This is a genomic window from Nocardioides sp. YJ-D4 (genome assembly GCF_054031495.1).
In genome coordinates this window covers 3,784,514-3,802,410 of record NZ_CM132932.1, presented here as the reverse complement: position 1 = coordinate 3,802,410, position 17,897 = coordinate 3,784,514, and the positions used below count along the sequence as shown (strand labels likewise).

Sequence of the window (17,897 nt, the reverse complement as noted above, 5' to 3'; positions counted from 1 at the left end):
AAGCAGCCGAGCCCCGAGTCGCATATGCGGCTCGGGGCTCGAGCCCGGTGTAGGCCGTGTCGGTCTCGAACCGACGACCCATGGATTAAAAGTCCACTGCTCTACCAACTGAGCTAACGGCCCGCCGGGAGTCTACCGGAGCGGCGGCCGTGTCCTATTCGTGGTCGCCCAGCCGCGCCGACGACCTTCCGCGCTCGCTGATGATCCGGGCGCATCGCTCGGCGGCCGCCGCGCCTGTCAGCGCATGCTCGAGCAGGAGCTGCGTCCAGCGCTCGTAGCGGGCGACCTCGACCGGGTCGGCGATCTCGAGGTCGCCGGCGCTGGTCTCGAGGGTGACGATCCGGTCCCGCTGGTCCCAGCCGTGCTGGACCAGAACGGGGAAGCTCTCGAAGGGGACGATCCCGATGGTCGCCTGGGTGGTGGTCGCCAGGTTGGCGATGTGCTCGATCTGGGCACGCATGATGTCGGGCGAGCCCACCAGGTGATGGAGAGCGGCCTCACCGACCAGGATGGTGATCGTCCGGCCGGGCTCATAGAGGATCGCCGAGCGACGGAGCCTGACCGCGATCACGTGGGAGACCTCCCCGGCAACCTCGTCCCTGTCGCGCGAACCACCCGCCAGCGCCAAGAGGGCACGCGCGTAGTCGGGGGTCTGCAACAGCTCGGGGACACTGTGCGGCTGGTAGCTGGTCAGGACCTTGGTGGCCACCTCGGTCGCTGCGTACGCATCCTGATGCTGCTCCGCACCGCCGCCGGTCGGATGAGCGTCGCGGAACGCGGCATGCTCCTGGTCGGCGCGGGCGCGCAGCGCGAGCAGCATCTCCCGATCGGCGCCCACCGCGGCCGCCCAGGCACGGACCTCGGCCTCGGAGACCGACTGCCGGCCGGACTCGATCTTCGACACCTTGGGCTGGGACCAGCCCGAGCCCAGAGCATCCGCCAGGCCGGATCCGGTCAGGCCGGCGGCGCGACGGGCATCACGGAGCGCCTCGGTCAGCGCTTCACGGGCTCGGCGGTTGGGGCGGGGCACGGCGACAGCCTCCTTCGACGACTTCGACTGGTTCGGCGAACCACCATCGTGCCCGATGGGCATACCGTACGTCCAGATGCACATCATGATTGGCAAGATCGAAATATTATGCTCCAATGAAATCCGGGGTCGACGTCGACAGGAAGGCAGGACCTCGATGAGCATCCGACGAACCCAGCCCGGACGACCGCGCCTCGTCCCCTCGAACACGGCCGCCCCACCGCGCGAGCAGGTGCTTCACGCCGCGGCGCAGCTGTTCGTGACCAAGGGCTTCGCGGCCACCTCGACCCGGGAGATCGCTGACAAGGTCGGGATCCGGCAGGCATCGCTCTACTACCACTTCACCGGCAAGGACGAGATCCTCGCGGAACTCCTGGAGCGATCCGTCCGACCCACCGTCGATCGGGTCGACCAGATCGAGCAGCTGACGGCGTCCGCGGGCCCCGAGACCGCGCTCTACCTGCTGGCCCTCGTCGACATCCACACGCTCGCCGAGGCGCCGGACAACATCGGCACGCTGGCCACCCATCCCGACGTGACCAGCAGCGAGGCGTTCGATGCCTTTCGCAGCATTCGCGCCGAGCTCGCCGACGCCTACGGGCGGATCGCCACCCGGGCCGCGATGCCCGGCATCGCAACGGCGGCCGAGCCGGGCCACCTCGGCGAGATGCTCATGCATCTGGTCGAGGTCACCACGAGCCTCCGCAGCAGCGGCGTTCCGATCGACGACGCGACCGCCGCCGTCATCGCCTCGACGTGCCTGCGCGCCTGCGGGATCCCCGACAGTCGCATCACTCCGGCAGCCGCGTCGGCGACGGCACTCGTCGGTGGGCTGACGATGAGGGCGCCGACATGACAGCGGGCCCGACCAGCTCAGAGCTGGTCGGGCCCGCTGCGTACGAACGAACTCTCGTTCAGTGGGTCCCGGTGATGCGATCGAGCGGGCCCGGGGTGTAGGGCGAGTTGGCCTCCAGGTAGGCGGAGAAGGCGTCGATGTCGAGGCCGCCGTAGTAGGGGTCGGTGCCCTTGGTGAACGCCGCGAAGGCGTCACCGCCGCCCTGCAGGAAGTTGTTGGTCACGACCCGGTAGGACGCGGCCTTGTCGATCGGCTGGCCGTTGAGCGTGACCGAACCGTCGACCGGACCCGAGGGGCTGATCTCGTAGGAGAAGCCTTCCGAGACCTGCAGGATCTTGTGGGACGCCGCGTTGGCGCCGGTGACCTGCTGGGTGAGCAGGTCGTAGATGTCCTGGCCGGTCATGGTCAGCGAGACCAGGTAGTTGTTGAACGGCTGGACCGTGAACGCCTCGTCGTAGGTGACCTCACCGACTGCCTCGCCGTAGGGCGAGTTGGTCGCGGTCAGGTCGGCACGGATGCCGCCCGGGTTCATGAACGCAATCACCGGCGTCTGTCCGTTGACGACCGTCGACTGGTCGGCGAGCTGGGCGTCGGCGATCAGGTCGCCGAGGGCGCTCTCGCCGGAGGCGTTGGTGGTGCGGGTGACGTCACCGGAGATCGAACCGAGCACCCGGGAGGCGATCGGGGTGACCAGCTCCTTGTAGGTGTTGATCAGCGTGGTCTGCTCGGGGGCCTTGGCCACGTCACGGGTGACGAGCAGGTTCGAGCCCTTGACCGACGAGCGGACGATGTCGCGCGACTTGAGGTTGTACTTCAGGTTGGTCTCGGTGTAGAGCCGGCCGAAGGACGAGGCCGAGGTGATCAGGCGGGACTTGCCCTCGGGGTCCGGTACGTCGCAGACGTAGGGGTTGTGGGTGTGCCCGGTGACCACCATGTCGATCTCGGGGTCGAGGTTCTGCGCGATCGGCACGATCGGCGAGCCGGCGACGAGCTCGCCGCCGCCCTCGCAGGTGTAGTCGTACCTGGCGTTGACGTCGTAGACCGTGCCGGTGGCGGGGTCGGTCCACTTCTCCTTCGGCAGGTTGGCACCCTCGTGGATCAGGGTGACGATCGCCTTGACGCCCTTCTTCTTCAGCTTGGGCACGAGCGCGTTGGCGGTCTCGACCTCGTCCTTGAAGGTGAGGCCCTTGACGCCCTCGGCGGTGACGATGTCGGGGGTGCCCTCCAGGGTCATGCCGATGAAGCCGATCTTGACGCCGTCGATCTCCTTGATGGCGTAGGACGGCAGGATCGTCTTGCCGCTCGCGTCCTCGATCACGTTGGAGGCGAGGATGTCGAAGTCGGCGCCCGCGTACTCGTGGGCGGCGCAGGAGTTCTGGTTGTCCTCGCCGTCGCCGTCCTCGATGCAGCCGCCGTCGGCGATGCGCTGCAGCTCCTTGTAACCCTCGTCGAACTCGTGGTTGCCGACCGCGGTCACGTCCAGACCGAGCTTGTTGAGCGCCTCGATGGACGGCTCGTCGTGGAAGGCGGCCGAGAGGAGCGGCGAGGCGCCGATCAGGTCACCCGCGGCGACGGTCAGGGAACGGTCGTGGCCCTTGCGCGCCTCGGCCAGGTGGGAGGCGAGGTATTCCACGCCACCCACGTTGACGGTGTCATCGACCGGCTTGCCGGTGGCTGGGTCGATGTGGTGGCCGGTGATCAGTCGCCCGCTCGAACCCGACGGCGCCTCGAGATTGCCGTGGAAGTCGTTGAACGAGAGCAGCTGGACATCGACCAGGTTGCTTCCCGGCTTGGCGGAGGCGGATGTCGCGACCGGAGTGGCGACTGCGGCGGCCGCGAGAGCGACGGCGGCAACGGCCACAACGGGGCGAAGCTTTCGGGTGTTACGAGGCATTGCGGGGCTCCCCATCTCAGTGATCGACGAAGGGAACAATGCCCCTTCGGGTTCCGATTGTGAAGAGGTAACAGGATTACCGCCGCCGAATCGTCATCAACCGTTAATCACCCGAAAAATTCGGTAGCGTCCACCGCGCCACCGGCCTCCTCGAACTCGTCGCGGACCGTCTCCCGCAGGTTCGCGTCCGAGAGGTAGTCGGCAGCCACCCCGGCGAGACCGTAGGCGGCATCGACGAGCACCTCGTCGGCGTACGGCGTGACCGCGGCAGCGGCGAACTCGCGGCTGTGCAGCGACACGTCGGGCTCGGCGATCTTGACCATCGCGTGCAGGCCGGGGACCCGGAAGGAGACATTGCCGAAGTCGGTGGACCCGGCGAGCAGGTCCGGGACGACGCCCGGCGCGAGGACGGTGTGGTTGCGCTCCTGGTAGCGGCGGTTCCACGCTTGCGCCAGCCCGCTGTTGTTGCGGATCGGCAGGTAGACCGGCGACTCGTCCCAACTGAACTCGACACCGCAGCCCGTCATCAGCGCCGCGCCCATCGCCATCTCCTCCAGCCGCTGGGAGAGGATCTTGAGCGTCTCGGGGTAGGCGGAGCGTACGTAGAACTCGATCGAGGCGTGCTCCGGGATCACGTTGGGGCGCAGGCCGCCGTCGGTGATGATCGCGTGCACCCGGTCGGTCGGAGGCATCTGCTGCCGGTTGAGCGCGACGCCGGTGTAGAGCAGGTTGGCGGCGTCCAGGGCGTTGCGCCCCATGAACGGCTGGATCGAGGCGTGCGCCGGCACCCCCACGTACGTCACTTTCAGCTGCCTGCGGCCCAGGAAGACCGGCTCGGAGCTGTCGTAGGTGAACGGGTGGACCATGATCGCCGCGTCGACGCCCTCGAAGGCACCCTTCTGCGCCATCAGCTCCTTGCCGCCACCGCCCTCCTCGGCCGGGGTGCCGAGCCAGATCACCCGGCCGCCGACGCGGTCGATCACGCTCGCGATGGCCAGGAACGCGCCCACGCCGACCGTGGCGATCAGGTTGTGGCCGCAGCCGTGGCCGATGCCGGGGAGCGCGTCGTACTCGGAGAGCACGGCGATCGTCGGGCCGTCCTTGGCGCCGCCCGCCGAGGCGTAGAGGGCGGTCGGGAGACCGTAGGCGCCACGGGCCACCTCGATGCCGTGAGCCTCGACGAACTCGGCCAGCCCGGCCGAGCTCCGGTGCTCCTCGAAGCCGGTCTCCGGGTGCTCGGCGAGGTCGTGGGAGACCGCGACCAGCTCGGGGCCCAGGTCCACGAGCTTGTCGCGGATCGCGTCCAGGATCCCTCGCGGCGCACCCGCCGAGGTCGACTCAGCGGCCTTCGTGATGAGCGCCTTGGCGTCTGTTTCGTCGCGGAGCTGGTTGACCAGGAACGGGTTCGGCTGCTGCGGCTGGCTCATGTGGCCAGAGGCTATCGGTGATGTGTCATCGATCGCTGAGGGCCCAGCCGTCGGCGACGATGCGTGCCTCGTCGCCCGGTCGGGAGGAGTCGAACGACGTACGCCGCCCCTGGCTGACCACGATGCCGTCGACGTAGATCCCGCGACCCTGGGAGGACGAGTCGGTCTCGTAGGTCCACCGCACCGTGGTCGTGCCGTCCGGGAGCTCGGCGCGGCCGCACAGCCATCGCCGACCGCCGTAGCCGTTGACCGCCTCGCTGGTCTCCCAGCTCCAGTCACCACCCTCGAGCGTCCAGGGCAGCGGGCTGAAGGTGGTGCCGTCGGTGGAGTACTGCAGCCGGCCGAAGTCGAAGCGTGGCTCGGTGTCGAAGTAGTAGTCGAAGCGGAGCCTCGCGCCGTCGGTGGCCGCGAGCGGCACGTCGAGCGTCGCCTTCTTCGCGTTCGTGCGACCCGAGAACCACGACGTACGTCCTGTCGCCGGGCGGACCGCCGAGGCCATGCCGAGCGCGTCGGAGACGGCACGCCGGGAGGGGTTGTTGCTGCCCCAGTCGCGGCTGGGGTGGACGCGGTTGGTCATCAGCACGACGAGCTGGTGGCCGATCGGGTCCATCACGAAGCTGGTGCCGGTGTAGCCGGTGTGGCCGAAGGAGACCGGGGACCAGATCGGCCCGTGGTACCAGGTCGTGGCGAGCTCCCAGCCGAGGCCGCGGGAGCTGGTGAACCGGGCTCCGGTGTAGTCGCGCAGCGAGAGCCTGACCGTCTCCTCCTCGAGGATCCTGGTGCCGTTGTAGACGCCGCCGTTGAGGTACATCTGGCCGAACCTGGCCATGTCGGCCGCGGTGGAGAAGACGCCCGCATGACCGGCGACGCCACCGAGGGCCCAGGCGTTCTCGTCGTGCACCTCGCCACGGATCATCGGGCGGCCGGCCCAGGGCTGGTACTCGGTCGCGGCGACCCGGTCGAGGCGATCGGCGGGCGGGTTGTACATCGTGTCGCGCATCCCGAGCGGCTCGGTGACGTGGTCGCGGACGTAGACGTCGAGCTTCTTCCCCGAGAGCCGCTCGACCAGGAGCCCGAGGGTGATCAGGTTGATGTCGGAGTAGCGGTAGATCTGCTCGGGCGCGTGCGTCGGCGTCGTGTCCATGATCGCCGCGACCCGCTCCTCGTACGTGTCGTAGCCCGCCCACAGCGACGGCGACGGGCCGGCGAGCAGGCCGGAGACGTGGGTGAGGAGGTGGCGTACGAGGATCGCGTCCTTACCGTGCGGCGCGAACTCGGGCAGGTAGGTGACCACCGGAGCCTCGAGGTCGAGGCTGCCCTGCTCCATCAGCTGGAGGATCGCGGTCGTGGTGAAGAGCTTCGACATCGAGGCGATGTCCCACATCGTGTCGAGCCCGGCCGCGACCTGCTGGTCGGCCGGGAGCTCGACGACGGTGGTGCCGTCGAGGCCGTATCGGAGCGCCTTGCCCACGCTCTCGTGGGCGACGATGACGCCGTCCTTGACCGCGATCGCGGTGGCCCCTGCGTACAGGGGGTGGGCGGGGTTCTCCGTCGTCGGCTCGAGGAACCGGGTCAGCTCGGTGCGGATCCTGGCGATGGGCGCCGGGTCCAGGCCGACCTGGCGGGCGTGGCCGGGACGCAGGACGGTGCGTGGGGTGAAGGTCAGCTCGTCCGGCGTGATCGTCGGCGGCGGGCCGGCCAGCGAGGCGAGCGCCCTGGTTGCCTTGGTGGGATCCTCCGGGGTCGAAGCCACCGCGGCACCGCCGAGGAGAGTCATCGCGACTCCGCTCAGGGTGCCGCCGAGAAGCGTGCGCCGAGAGGTCATGAGCATGTCCGGAGACGGTGTCATACCCCGATACTGCCGCTCCGGCGCGAGCTTCGTGCGTGAAAGGAAATTTTCTTTCACGGTCTAGGTGTCAGAGCGTCGGCCAGTGCTCTGCCCACGGCTTCGTCTGCTCCAGCTGAGCAGCGACCTGCAGCAGCAGGCCGTCGTCGCCGAGCTGACCGGAGAGCTGGATGCCCAGCGGCAGTCCGGCGGCGGTCCGGTAGGTCGGCACCGAGATCGCCGGGCGTCCGGTGATGTTGGCGAGCTGGGTGTAGGGCACCCAGCCGAGGTTCTCGGCGACCAGCTGGTCGATCATCCCGGTCGCGCGCATGACCCGCCCGCCGTGCACCTTGTGCAGCACCCGCGCCGCGGTCTGGAGCGCCTTGGGCGTGGTCAGCTGCCCGACCTTCAGCGGCGGCTTCGCCAACGTCGGAGTCAGCAGCAGGTCGTACGTCTCGTGGAACGCGCTGAGGCGGCGTACGTGGTTGCGGCGGTTGATGTGCGCCAGCTCGACGGCGACCACTCCCCCGGCCCGGCCGAGCTCGGCCACGGCAAGGGTGTCGGCCTCGAAGTCGGCGTTCTTGGCTCCGACACGGAGCTTGGCCTCGGCCACCTCGGCAGCGGCAGAGGCGAACCAGATGGTGAGGAAGTCACGGCCGAGCTCGGCGGCGTCGTAGGGCGCCTCGACCTCCTCGACATCGTGGCCGAGTGCTTCGAGGGCCTTGGCCGCGTCCTCGACGGCCGCGATCGCCTCCGGGTCGGGCGTGGTGATGGAGGACGTCGAGGTGAACCCGATCCGAAGCTTGCGCGGCGCGGTCGCGATGGCCTCGGAGAAGGCCGCGCCGGGGTGCGGCGCGTGGATCATCGCCATCGGCTGGTCACCGATGAGCGCGTCGTAGAGCCCGGCCGCGTCGCGGACCGTGCGGGTCACCACGCCCTGGACGACGAAGCCGTTGGAGGCATCCAGGCTCTGCGGGCCCAGCGGCAGCAGCCCGCGGGTGGTCTTCAGACCGACCAGGCCGTTGCAGGCCGCCGGGATCCGGATGGACCCGCCGCCGTCGTTGGCGCCGGCGGCCGGGACGATCCCGGCGCCCACCGCGGCGCCGGAGCCACCCGAGGAGCCGCCGGGCGTGCGGTCGGTGTTCCACGGGTTGCGGGCGGCGCCGAACAGCTCCGGCTCGGTGATCCCCTTCGACCCGAACTCCGGGGTGTTCGTCTTGCCGAAGATCACCAGGCCGGCGTCCAGCGCGCTCTGGGTGAAGTAGGAGTGCTCCTCGGCGACGTCGTCGACGAGCGACCGCGAGCCGTAGGTCGTCGGGTGCCCCTGATACTCCTGAGCCAGGTCCTTCACCAGGAACGGCACCCCGGCGAACGGCCCGCTCGGGCCGTCGCCGGCGACCTGGGCATCAGCCTCGGGAATGTCCGCGACGATCGCGTTGATCCGCGGATTCACCGCCGCCGCCCGCTCCCGCGCCGCGGCCAGGACCTCGGCCGCGGTCACCTCCTTGGCAGCGACCAGCTGCGCCAGCCCGGTGGCGTCGTACGTCAGATACTCATCGACCCGCATGAGCGCAGGTTAGCGGCCACGGCGAGCTCCGCGCCCCCAAATGGCGTGCCGTTTCCGGAGTGCATGGCTATGTTCCGGGCATGACCATCACCAGCGGCGAAGCCGCCTCGACATCGGACGAGACCGCGATCGAGGCCCTGGTGCGTGCGTTCTTCTCCGCGTTCACCTCAGGGCCGGACGCGGCCGCACGCCTGGACGATCTGCGCCGGATCATGCTTCCCGGCGCGACCGTGGTGCGCACGTGCGGCCTGCCGATCGAGGTCTACGACGTCGAGTCCTTCATCGCCCCGCGCGTCGCGCTCCTGACCAGTGGCGAGATCAGCGAGTTCGAGGAGTGGCCGGAGCCCGGTCGCACCAACGTCTTCGGCGACATCGCCCACTGGTGGGGCGCTTACGGCAAGCGCTGGCGCACGAACGACGAGGTCCACACCGGCAGGGGCATGAAGACGATGTCGTTCGTACGCACCGACGACGGCTGGCGGATCAGCTCCGCTGCCTGGGACGACGAGCGTTGATGGCCGGTCAGTTGAAGATCTCCCGGTAGTCACCCTCGACCCGGTCGCGCTTCCACAGGTCGATGCCGGTGGCAGCGGCGTACTCGTCGATCCTGGCCAGCTCCTCGGAGGTCAGCTCGGGACCGGAGAGCGCGCCGATGCAGTCGGTGACCTGCTCCGGTCGGGAAGCGCCGATGACGACCGAGGTCATCCGCGGATCACGCAGCGCCCAGGCGAGCGCCATCTGAGCGAGCGTCTGGCCACGGTCGACGGCGAGGGCGTTGAGCGACTCGATGCCGGCGAGCGTCTCGGGCGTGAGTGCCTCCGGGGTCAGGAAGCGGGCCTTGGCAGCGCGCGAGTCCTCCGGGATGCCGCCACCGCCGAGGTACTTGTTCGTCAGCAGACCCTGCGCCAGCGGCGAGAAGGAGATCGCACCCGCCCCGACCTCGTCGAGCGTGTCCAGCAGGCCGTCGGTCTCGAGCCAGCGGTTGAGGATCGAGTAGGACGGCTGGTGGATCAGCAGCGGTGTACCGAGGTCGCGCAGGATCGCCGCCGCCTCCCGGGTCAGCGCCGAGGAGTAGGAGCTCAGCCCGACGTAGAGCGCCTTCCCGGACCGCACGATCTGGTCGAGGGCGCCCATCGTCTCCTCCAGCGGCGTGCTGGGGTCAGGACGGTGGTGGTAGTAGATGTCGACGTAGTCGAGCCCCATCCGCTTCAGCGACTGGTCGAGGCTGGAGATCAGGTACTTCCGCGAGCCGCCGATCTTGCCGTACGGCCCCGGCCACATGTCCCAGCCGGCCTTGGTCGAGATCACCAGCTCGTCGCGCAGGTGGGCGAAGTCGCCGCGGAGGTGACGCCCGAAGTTCTCCTCGGCGGACCCGTAGGGCGGGCCGTAGTTGTTGGCCAGGTCGAAGTGGGTGATGCCCGCGTCGAAGGCCGTACGCAGGATCGCCCGCTGCCGCTCGAACGCCAGGTCGTCACCGAAGTTGTGCCACAGCCCGAGGCTGACCGCCGGCAGATCCAGGCCACTGTTGCCGGTCCGCCGATAGGGCATCGCGTCGTAGCGCGACTCCGAAGGAACGTACGTCATGCGCCGGTCCCCTTTCCGGCGCGCAGCGCCACCTTGATCATCGGCCACTGCAGCGGCAGCCGCGCGACCGTACCGGCAAAGAACCCGGCCGACTTGGGCGTCCGCTTCCGGTTCGCCCGCTTCCCCGCATCGACACTCATCTGCACGTTGGCCGGGAACACGCCCACCAGCAGCGCGGCACTCGCGAGCCCCGCGATCCGGCGGGTCTTCGGGTGCAGCAGCCCCAGCCCGCAGACGATCTCCGCGACCCCGGAGACCTCCACCACCTTGCGCGCGTCCGGCAGCTGCGGCGGCACGATCGGCTCGAACACCTGCGGCCTCACCAGATGCAGGGTCCCCGACCCGAGGAACAGTGCGGCCAACCCGGCCAGCGGCAGATCGAGCCGCGAAGTAGAAGATTCAGTGCTCACGGGACGACTCTGTCACGCCCGCCCAACGTGGGAGACGGGGAGTCACCCGGTGACCTCAGGACTCCCGGGTCGCCCGACCGCCCTTCCCGCCCGCAGGTTCTCGGTGAACGTGGCGATGTCCTCTTGGAGGGCGGGGTGAGCACCGGGCAACGGGCTCTCCTTCGCCACCACCTCGGCGATCTCGGCCAGGCAGTCGTCCACGATTCGCTCGGCACGACGTACGCCCCACTTCGCGATCTCGGACTTGATGTCCGAGGCGGTGAGGCCGGCGTGGCGGTAGTTTCCGTTCACGGCCAGCGCCAACTTCCCGTCGATCCCCGAAAGGTGAGATTGCGGAACGACGTCGTACGCCGGCGCGAGCCGAGGTTCGTCATCGAGCGGGTGAAGGATGCCGAGGTTCTTGGTGTGCATGTCGAGATTGCCGATCGCGACCGCGAGAACGACAATCCGGGCCAGGCTGACCAAGTCGGCGGATCGAGTGGTCCGCTGCAGGGTGTCGGCGACCCGTCGCAGGCTCACAAGGCCGCCGTACTCCTGATACTTCTGGTCGCCCGAGGCACCGAGTGCCTGGCTGAAGTCCTCCTGATGGATCCGTGCTCCCGCGGCGCGGTCGAAGCGCTCGATGACAAGTGCCGACAGGCCGTCGAAGTCGTCGATCCACGCACTGTGCTCGGCGAGGCCCAGTGCCCGCGAGATCCGGGCGCCGTACTCCTCATCGAAGACCACGCTCGGACGTCGCTCCAGCATCGGCTTGATGATGTGAGTGGTCGGGTAGCCACCCAGCGATTGCGCCCATCCGGCACCGTCGCGCACGAGAACCACCTTCGGCTGCACACCCGCCAACGAGGACTTGCCGAGCAACGACTCGTTGGCGAGTGGTGACCCCACCGGGTCCTCGAGCAGACGCCTGATCTGCGCGTGGTCGACCGGCCGACGCGACGGCGTCTTCGGCTCGGTCGGGTCGTCGAGATCCCAGATCTGCAGCGCACCGGCGACGTCCCGTCCATAGCGGGCAAGGAATCCGAGCGTGTCCCCGCGTCGCAATCCGGCCTGCCGCAGCATGTAGTCGTACTGGTCGCCCTCCGGGAGCAGCTCGCTGAACCAGTTGCGGCGTCGGGCGGCCTGGTGTTTGCGCGAGATGCCGACCAGCGGTGCAACGACCGACAGGATCAGACTGTTGGCGCCGAAGCGATCGATCCCTTCGGCGCCCGGGACGAAGTCGTACGTCGCAGGCTGACCGGTCAAGTCGCCAACGATGGTTCCGTAGAGCTCAACGGCGAGGCGCATCTGCTTCGTCCTCCCAGGTCGCGGTGAGCTCGACCCCGGTGGCCTGCATCAGATCCAGAAGGCGGCGCATGAAGATCGTCGACTTCCCTGCCTCGATCTCACTGATGGTGCTCTGCGGGACGTCGACCTCACCGGCAAGATCGGCTTGGGTCATTCCACGCGCCAACCGAGCCTGCTGAAGGGCAAGCCCGAAGTCGGCCGGTACGCGCAGGCTCGTACTCGTCACACCGGTCTCCTATCGTGAAATCGCGATAGCACTACTGTATCGCGATTTCACGATACTGATGGCTTATCGTGAAATCGCGATACCTACGCCTCCTGATGACACGAACCTGGGGAGTGCCAGGCGCACCACACGCGCCTGGCGCTCCCCGGGTCAAGCCGCTTTCATTCGACAGTCGTCGCCGCACGCCCTCATCGCGCCCGTCCAGCCGTTGCGTCTGAGGATCCTGGCGATCCGGGTTGCCGTCTGGCACGGGGTGTCGAAGACCTGGTGGAAGCGGAGACGGGCGGTGAGCGTTCCGGCGGCGGCGAGGTCGTCGAGCGCGCGGTCGGCGTCGCGGGACTGGTCACGCCAGGAGTCGTGGCCGACGGCGCCGTCGAGCTCGACGACGAGGCGGTACGCCGCGTACTCGACGTCGCGAAACTGGTTCCCCGCCGGGCCGGATCGGGGTGCCTGGCGCGTCCCGACCGGCAGGCCATGGGCTCGCTCGACCTTGGTGAGATAGCCGTGCTCGAGCACGGAGTGGGTGCCCGACTCGAGGTCGTCGACCAAGCCGGCAAGGAGCGCGCGGCGGCGGATCGACGGGTAGCGGTCGAGGGCGGCGCGCAGGGAGGCCGCGGTGACGTACGGCCTGCTCGCCACGTCCGCGAGGCGGGCGATCGCGTCGATGTCCTTGGTGGCCTCAGACGCCATCGCCAGCGCGTTGTCCTCGACGCTGAGCCGGGGCGGCGTACCGCCGTAGGCGCGCAGCTCCAGTCCCTTCATCCGATGGATGACGATGCCGGCCTGCGGCCGGATTCGGCGGCTGTGGTCGATGGCGACGTGGATCGGGGCGCCGTCGTCGCGGCCCCTCGGTTCCTCGACGCTGGTTCGGCGTAGAGGACAGCTGCCCACGCGCGCTGGGACCACGTCATCGGACCGGCGTGATCGACGTAGATCCGCGGGTAGACGCGGCGGAGCTCCTTGCGGCGCAGCCTCCGCTCGATGTCGGTCTTCGTCACCCCGCCGGCAGTCAGCTGGGCGTGGCTCGCGACCCCGTCCTGCATGAGCAGGTGGGCGCGCAGCAGCCGAGCAGCGTCCTCGCGCCGCTCTCGCGCCCTCCGCTCATCCGGCGCTTCGATCACAGAGCGACGGTAACCCGGGGAGCGTCAGACGCACCACGTACGCCTGACGCTCCCCGGGTCCTCGGGGCACTCAGTTCACGGCTTCGCGCTCCTCGAGCTTCGTGAGGCAGATGTCGACGATCATGTCCTCCTGGCCGCCCACCAGACCCCGGCGGCCGCACTCCATGAGGATGTCGCGGGTGTCGACGCCGTAGCGGGCGCTCGCGTTCTCGGCGTGGCGGAGGAAGGAGGAGTAGACGCCGGCGTAGCCCATCGTGAGGGTCTCGCGGTCGACGCGTACGGGGCGGTCCTGGAGCGGGCGGACGATGTCGTCGGCGGCGTCTTGGAGCTTGAACAGGTCGCAGTTGTGCTTGAAGTCCGACAGGTTGGCGACCGCGATGAACGCCTCGATCGGGCAGTTGCCGGCGCCGGCGCCGTGGCCGGCGAGGGAGGCGTCGACGCGGTAGACGCCGTTCTCGACCGCGACGACCGAGTTGGCCACCGACAGCGAGAGGTTCTCGTGGGCGTGGATGCCGATCTCGGTCTCGTCGTTCAGCACGTCGCGGTAGGCGCGGGCGCGGTCGCGGACGTCGTTCATCGTCAGGCGGCCGCCGGAGTCGGTGATGTAGACGCAGTGGGCTCCGTAGGACTCCATCAGCTTCGCCTGCTGCGCGACGACGTCCACGGGCGCCATGTGGTTGAGCATCAGGAACCCGGAGACGTCCATCCCCATCTCGCGGGCGGCGGCGATGTGCTGGGCCGACACGTCGGCCTCGGTGCAGTGGGTCGCGACCCGGACCGAGCGCACGCCGAGGTCATAGGCCCGCTCGAGGTCGTGGATGGTGCCGACGCCGGGAAGCAGCAGGGTGGTCAGGCGGGCGTTCTTGATGACCGAGGCCGCTGCCTCGATCCACTCCCAGTCGCTGTTGGAGCCGGGGCCGTAGTTGACCGAGCCGCCGGTCAGGCCGTCGCCGTGCGCGACCTCGATGGCGTCGACGCCGGCCTCGTCGGCGGCGATGACGATCCGCTTGACGTCCTCGGGCGTGATCCGGTGGCGTACGGCGTGCATGCCGTCGCGCAGCGAGACCTCTTGGACATAGATCGGGATGCTCACTTGCCAGCCTCCTTGGCCGCCGCGATGCGCTCGGCCATCTGCAGCGCGGCCGACGTCATGATGTCGAGGTTTCCGGCATAGGCCGGGAGGTAGTGCGCGGCGCCCTCGACCTCGAGGAACACCGAGACCTGATGCGTGGGCCGGGTCGTCTCACCCTCGGCGAGCAGGGTCTCGACCGGCTGGTCCGACGGGATCGGGTGGACCTGGACCTTCTGCTTGAGCCGGTAGCCAGGAACGTACGCGGCGACGTCACCGACCATCTTCTCGACGGACTCGGTGATCTCCGCGGTCAGCTCTTCCAGGGAGCGGGACCCGCCCTCGACCAGCGCGAAGACGGTGTCGCGCATGATCAGCGGCGGCTCGGCCGGGTTGAGGATGATGATCGCCTTGCCGCGCTTGGCGCCGCCGACCTGGACGATCGCGCCCGAGGTGGTCTCGGTGAACTCGTCGATGTTGGCCCGGGTGCCGGGACCGGCGGAGCGGGACGAGATCGAGGCGACGATCTCGCCGTAGGCGACCGGCACCACCCGCGCGACCGCGGCCACGATCGGGATCGTCGCCTGCCCGCCGCAGGTCACCATGTTCACGTTCGGCGCGTCGATGTGCTCGTCGATGTTGACGGCCGGGATGACGTACGGCCCGATCGCCGCGGGGGTGAGGTCGATCAGCCGCTTCCCGTAGGGCTCCAGCGCCGCCGCGTTGGCGACGTGCGCCTTGGCCGAGGTCGCATCGAAGACGATCTCGATGTCGTCGAACCCCGGCAGCCCGATCAGCCCTTCGACGCCGTCCGACGTCGTCGCGAACCCGAAGCGTTCGGCGCGAGCGAGGCCGTCGGAGGACGGGTCGATCCCGACCATCGCGCCCATCTCCAGGTGCTGCGACGTACGCATCACCTTGATCATCAGATCGGTGCCGATGTTGCCCGACCCGATGATCGCCACTTTCGTCTTGGCTGTGCTTTCCGCTGGCATGAAGGTCACTTCCCTACGCTGAAGGCCACCGAGCCGAGGCCCGACACGGTGGAACGAACGGTGTTGCCCGGCGCGATCGGCCGCATCGGCCCGAGCGCGCCGGAGAGGATGAGCTGGCCCGCGCGCAGCGGCTCACCGAAGTCACGCGCGTAGCGAGCCAGCCACTGGACGGCGTTGACGGGGTCGCCCAGGCACGCCGCCCCGGTCCCGGTCGAGACCTCCTCGTCATCGATCGACATCGACATGGTGACCTCGCGAGGCTCGAACTCGTCGAGACGCCGGCGCTCGGTCCCGAGGACGTACGCACCCGCGGAGGCGTTGTCCGCGACGGTGTCGCCGAACGCGATCTTCCAGTCGGCGATCCGGCTGCCGCAGATCTCGATCGCAGCGACGGCGTAGTCGATCGCCTCCCGGACCTGGTCGTAGGAGAGGTCGCCGTCGGCCAGGTCGGCCGCGAGCACGAAGGCGATCTCGGCCTCGGCCCGCGGCTGCAGGATGGCGTCGGCGGGGAGCACGCCGCCGTCCGGGTAGGCCATGTCGTCGAAGAGCACACCGAAGTCGGGGGTGTCCACGCCGATCTGCTCCTGCACCGCCTGGGAGGTGAGCCCGATCTTGCGGCCCACGATCTTCGCCCCGCCGGCGAGCCGGGTGGCGGTGAGGCGCTCCTGGATCGCGTACGCCGTCTTCAGGTCGGTCGCGTCCAGCAGGTCCCGCATCGGCGGGACGGGGGTGCCCGTCGCCGAGGCGGTCAGCAGCCGATCTGCGGCGGCATCGACGGCAGCATCGGACGGGGAGGTCACTTCGTTCATGTGGTCACGGTCTCAGCAGATGGGCGAAAGAAGCGGGGTAGGCGTCCCGCTGACCGGTACGGTGATCTCATGCCGCACCAGCCTGCCGATCTCGACACCGTGCTCGGCAAGGCGGTGACCATCCTGCGGGCCTTCACGGTCGACGACCAGGTGCTCTCGCTGGCCGAGCTCGTCCGCCGCACGGGACTCCCCAAGGCGACCGCCCATCGCGTCGCCGGTGACCTGGTCACCAACCGCCTCCTGGACCGCACCGACCTCGGCTACCGCCTCTCCGGCGGCCTCTTCGAGCTCGGCATGCGGGCCTCGGTCGAACGCTCGCTCCTGGAGCTGGCGATGCCGTTCCTCCAGGACCTCTACGAGCGCACCCACGAGACCGTCCACCTGGGCGTACGCGAGGGCCACGACGTCGTCTACGTCGCCAAGATCGGCGGCCACCGCCAGGCGAAGTCACCCTCCCGGCCGGGCGGCCGGATGCCGGTCCACTGCACCGCGATCGGCAAGGTCCTGCTCGCCTACGCCGATCCCGAGGCACAGCAGGAGATCCTCAGCAGCCCGCTCGAGCGGCGTACGCCTCACACGATCGTGGCGCCCGGTCTGCTGGAGCGGCAGCTCGCCGCCGTGCTCGAGAACGGCGTCGCCTTCGAGCGCGAGGAGTCGGCCGCCGGGCTGCAGTGCATCGCGGCCCCGGTCCTCGCCGACGGCGGCGACAAGGCGCTCGCCGCGATCAGCGTCACCGGCCCGGTGGGACGCTTCCGCCCCGAGGCCCACGTGACCATCGTCCGGGCCGCGGCCCAGGGCCTCTCCAGCCTGGCGAGTCGCCGCCGCTCCCTGTCCAGCTGAGACAGGTCAGTCCGTGCGAGCGGGCGGCAGGTCGGCCAACCTGGCGTCGGGATGCGCCCGGACCGCGTCGAGGAGCTCCAGCCAGCCGCGGCCGACCTCGTCGAGCCTGTCCTCGGAGACGAGCCGGAAGGCAGCGGCGCGCAGCACATCGACACCCACCTCGGGCGTACGTCCGATGCTGCGCAGCGCCGCCAGCACCTCCTCGACCTGCTCGGCGGGCGCAGCCGGGTCACCGGCCAGCGCCCACTCCACCTCCCCCTCGGTCGCGACCCCGTCTTCGCTCACGCGCCCAACTCCGTAGCGCACGCGCCAGAGTACGGAGCCGGCCGCGTGATGCATTGGATGATCGCTCGCTGACGCTCGCTCACAGCTTGACCCAGTACCGCCGAGTGAGCCCGTAGCCGTACGCAGCCGCGTCGATGACGTCCTGGAGCTCGCCGCCCTGGGACTCGATGGTGCGCGCCGAGGCACCGTTGTCCTCGTCGCAGGTGATCAGGACGCGCTCGAGGCCCAGCGCCCGGGCCTCGTCGAGCACGAGGCCCAGCGCTCGCCGGGCGTGCCCCTGGCGACGGGACGAGGGCCGCACCGAGTAGCCGATGTGCCCGCCCACGTTCTCCAGGAACTCGTTGAGCTCGTGCCGCAGCTGGATGAACCCGACGACCTGGCCGTCGTCGGTGATCCAGTAGGACGAGGCATGCACCCGCCCGGCGGGCGGCGGGACCGTGAGGTTCCGGTCCCGCGCGGTTTTCGCGACCAGCCGCTCGCACGCCTCGCGGCTCACGTCGGCGGCCTCCTCGTCGGGGATGGCGGCGCCGTCGACATGAGCCCCACCGAACTCGGCGACGGACGCCGCCCAGGAGTCGTAGAGATCGAGCGAGGGAAGGGCAAGTGCTGTCATGTCGCAAGCAGACCAGCCCACAGCCCGCCGGAACAAACCCTTATCGCAGAACGACGGGG

The 17,897-nt window shown here is 69.4% G+C and carries 19 protein-coding genes and 1 tRNA gene; 3 read left to right on the top strand and 17 right to left on the bottom strand.

Annotated features, from left to right (window positions below; translation table 11 throughout):
* Positions 1 to 50: 50 nt before the first annotated feature.
* Both ACW14X_RS18145 and ACW14X_RS18140 read right to left on the bottom strand, forming a co-directional pair.
* A tRNA-Lys gene (locus tag ACW14X_RS18145) sits at positions 51 to 123 on the bottom strand.
* Positions 124 to 154: 31 nt separating this feature from the next.
* A complete protein-coding gene (locus tag ACW14X_RS18140) occupies positions 155 to 1,030 on the bottom strand; it encodes a helix-turn-helix domain-containing protein (protein WP_457162879.1) in 876 nt (291 codons plus the stop codon).
* Positions 1,031 to 1,187: 157 nt separating this feature from the next.
* On the opposite strand from ACW14X_RS18140, the gene ACW14X_RS18135 reads away from it, so the two are divergent.
* Positions 1,188 to 1,886 carry a TetR/AcrR family transcriptional regulator gene (locus tag ACW14X_RS18135; RefSeq protein WP_457162878.1) on the top strand — a complete coding sequence of 233 codons (699 nt, stop codon included), beginning with the start codon at positions 1,188 to 1,190 and terminating at the stop codon, positions 1,884 to 1,886.
* Between the two features lie 58 nt (positions 1,887 to 1,944).
* On the opposite strand, the gene ACW14X_RS18130 is transcribed toward ACW14X_RS18135, so the two are convergent.
* The 4 genes from ACW14X_RS18130 to ACW14X_RS18115 form a co-directional block, all read right to left on the bottom strand.
* The gene (locus ACW14X_RS18130) at positions 1,945 to 3,747 is read right to left on the bottom strand and encodes a bifunctional metallophosphatase/5'-nucleotidase (RefSeq protein ID WP_457162877.1); all 1,803 of its coding nucleotides are present in this window, start codon (positions 3,745 to 3,747) and stop codon (positions 1,945 to 1,947) included.
* A 140-nt stretch (positions 3,748 to 3,887) separates the two neighbouring features.
* Positions 3,888 to 5,207, bottom strand: coding sequence for a M20 family metallopeptidase (locus ACW14X_RS18125; protein ID WP_350842047.1), 1,320 nt, complete (start codon positions 5,205 to 5,207; stop codon positions 3,888 to 3,890).
* A gap of 25 nt (positions 5,208 to 5,232) precedes the next feature.
* Positions 5,233 to 7,056, bottom strand: coding sequence for a serine hydrolase (locus ACW14X_RS18120; RefSeq protein ID WP_457162876.1), 1,824 nt, complete (start codon positions 7,054 to 7,056; stop codon positions 5,233 to 5,235).
* Between the two features lie 67 nt (positions 7,057 to 7,123).
* Positions 7,124 to 8,599, bottom strand: a complete 1,476-nt coding sequence (locus ACW14X_RS18115; RefSeq protein WP_457162875.1) for an amidase — start codon at positions 8,597 to 8,599, stop codon at positions 7,124 to 7,126.
* 80 nt (positions 8,600 to 8,679) lie between these two features.
* Between ACW14X_RS18115 and ACW14X_RS18110 the strand changes: the two genes are divergently transcribed.
* Positions 8,680 to 9,114: a DUF4440 domain-containing protein gene (locus ACW14X_RS18110; protein WP_457162874.1), complete on the top strand. Its 435-nt coding sequence runs from the start codon at positions 8,680 to 8,682 to the stop codon at positions 9,112 to 9,114.
* Between the two features lie 7 nt (positions 9,115 to 9,121).
* Here ACW14X_RS18110 and mgrA read toward each other — a convergent pair whose 3' ends face one another.
* The 9 genes from mgrA to ACW14X_RS18065 form a co-directional block, all read right to left on the bottom strand.
* Positions 9,122 to 10,183 carry an L-glyceraldehyde 3-phosphate reductase gene (gene mgrA / locus ACW14X_RS18105; RefSeq protein WP_350842041.1) on the bottom strand — a complete coding sequence of 354 codons (1,062 nt, stop codon included), beginning with the start codon at positions 10,181 to 10,183 and terminating at the stop codon, positions 9,122 to 9,124.
* Positions 10,180 to 10,593: a DoxX family protein gene (locus ACW14X_RS18100; RefSeq protein ID WP_457162873.1), complete on the bottom strand. Its 414-nt coding sequence runs from the start codon at positions 10,591 to 10,593 to the stop codon at positions 10,180 to 10,182. The genes mgrA and ACW14X_RS18100 overlap by 4 nt, the downstream gene beginning before the upstream one ends.
* A gap of 42 nt (positions 10,594 to 10,635) precedes the next feature.
* Positions 10,636 to 11,838, bottom strand: coding sequence for a type II toxin-antitoxin system HipA family toxin (locus ACW14X_RS18095; RefSeq protein ID WP_457162872.1), 1,203 nt, complete (start codon positions 11,836 to 11,838; stop codon positions 10,636 to 10,638).
* A gap of 25 nt (positions 11,839 to 11,863) precedes the next feature.
* Positions 11,864 to 12,106, bottom strand: coding sequence for a helix-turn-helix domain-containing protein (locus ACW14X_RS18090; RefSeq protein ID WP_160026734.1), 243 nt, complete (start codon positions 12,104 to 12,106; stop codon positions 11,864 to 11,866).
* Positions 12,107 to 12,256: 150 nt separating this feature from the next.
* Complete coding sequence (locus ACW14X_RS18085; protein ID WP_160026733.1) at positions 12,257 to 12,868, bottom strand: hypothetical protein; 612 nt, start codon at positions 12,866 to 12,868, stop codon at positions 12,257 to 12,259.
* Positions 12,865 to 13,227, bottom strand: coding sequence for a hypothetical protein (locus tag ACW14X_RS18080; protein WP_160026732.1), 363 nt, complete (start codon positions 13,225 to 13,227; stop codon positions 12,865 to 12,867). Before ACW14X_RS18080 ends, ACW14X_RS18085 begins: the two co-directional genes overlap by 4 nt.
* A gap of 70 nt (positions 13,228 to 13,297) precedes the next feature.
* Positions 13,298 to 14,320 carry a 4-hydroxy-2-oxovalerate aldolase gene (dmpG, locus tag ACW14X_RS18075; protein ID WP_457162871.1) on the bottom strand — a complete coding sequence of 341 codons (1,023 nt, stop codon included), beginning with the start codon at positions 14,318 to 14,320 and terminating at the stop codon, positions 13,298 to 13,300.
* Positions 14,317 to 15,291 carry an acetaldehyde dehydrogenase (acetylating) gene (locus tag ACW14X_RS18070; RefSeq protein ID WP_457166073.1) on the bottom strand — a complete coding sequence of 325 codons (975 nt, stop codon included), beginning with the start codon at positions 15,289 to 15,291 and terminating at the stop codon, positions 14,317 to 14,319. Before ACW14X_RS18070 ends, dmpG begins: the two co-directional genes overlap by 4 nt.
* Before the next feature lie 5 nt (positions 15,292 to 15,296).
* Positions 15,297 to 16,100, bottom strand: coding sequence for a 2-keto-4-pentenoate hydratase (locus ACW14X_RS18065; protein WP_457162870.1), 804 nt, complete (start codon positions 16,098 to 16,100; stop codon positions 15,297 to 15,299).
* A 69-nt stretch (positions 16,101 to 16,169) separates the two neighbouring features.
* Here ACW14X_RS18065 and ACW14X_RS18060 point away from each other — a divergent pair, with 69 nt between their 5' ends.
* Positions 16,170 to 16,940, top strand: coding sequence for an IclR family transcriptional regulator (locus tag ACW14X_RS18060; RefSeq protein ID WP_160026729.1), 771 nt, complete (start codon positions 16,170 to 16,172; stop codon positions 16,938 to 16,940).
* Positions 16,941 to 16,946: 6 nt separating this feature from the next.
* On the opposite strand, the gene ACW14X_RS18055 is transcribed toward ACW14X_RS18060, so the two are convergent.
* Positions 16,947 to 17,225 carry a hypothetical protein gene (locus ACW14X_RS18055; RefSeq protein WP_457162869.1) on the bottom strand — a complete coding sequence of 93 codons (279 nt, stop codon included), beginning with the start codon at positions 17,223 to 17,225 and terminating at the stop codon, positions 16,947 to 16,949.
* A 79-nt stretch (positions 17,226 to 17,304) separates the two neighbouring features.
* Positions 17,305 to 17,838 (bottom strand): GNAT family N-acetyltransferase, encoded by a 534-nt coding sequence (locus tag ACW14X_RS18050; protein WP_457162868.1) that lies wholly within the window; start codon positions 17,836 to 17,838, stop codon positions 17,305 to 17,307.
* Between the last annotated feature and the right edge of the window lie 59 nt (positions 17,839 to 17,897).

Excerpts from the sequence above, each read along its gene's own strand:
- ACW14X_RS18135 (WP_457162878.1), top strand. The coding sequence starts at position 1,188 with ATGAGCATCCGACGAACCCAGCCCGGACGACCGCGCCTCGTCCCCTCG.
- ACW14X_RS18125 (WP_350842047.1), bottom strand. The coding sequence starts at position 5,207 with ATGAGCCAGCCGCAGCAGCCGAACCCGTTCCTGGTCAACCAGCTCCGC.
- ACW14X_RS18120 (WP_457162876.1), bottom strand. The coding sequence starts at position 7,056 with ATGACACCGTCTCCGGACATGCTCATGACCTCTCGGCGCACGCTTCTC.
- ACW14X_RS18115 (WP_457162875.1), bottom strand. The coding sequence starts at position 8,599 with ATGCGGGTCGATGAGTATCTGACGTACGACGCCACCGGGCTGGCGCAG.
- ACW14X_RS18110 (WP_457162874.1), top strand. The coding sequence starts at position 8,680 with ATGACCATCACCAGCGGCGAAGCCGCCTCGACATCGGACGAGACCGCG.
- mgrA (WP_350842041.1), bottom strand. The coding sequence starts at position 10,183 with ATGACGTACGTTCCTTCGGAGTCGCGCTACGACGCGATGCCCTATCGG.
- ACW14X_RS18085 (WP_160026733.1), bottom strand. The coding sequence starts at position 12,868 with ATGAAGGGACTGGAGCTGCGCGCCTACGGCGGTACGCCGCCCCGGCTC.
- ACW14X_RS18070 (WP_457166073.1), bottom strand. The coding sequence starts at position 15,291 with ATGCCAGCGGAAAGCACAGCCAAGACGAAAGTGGCGATCATCGGGTCG.
- ACW14X_RS18065 (WP_457162870.1), bottom strand. The coding sequence starts at position 16,100 with ATGAACGAAGTGACCTCCCCGTCCGATGCTGCCGTCGATGCCGCCGCA.
- ACW14X_RS18060 (WP_160026729.1), top strand. The coding sequence starts at position 16,170 with ATGCCGCACCAGCCTGCCGATCTCGACACCGTGCTCGGCAAGGCGGTG.
- ACW14X_RS18050 (WP_457162868.1), bottom strand. The coding sequence starts at position 17,838 with ATGACAGCACTTGCCCTTCCCTCGCTCGATCTCTACGACTCCTGGGCG.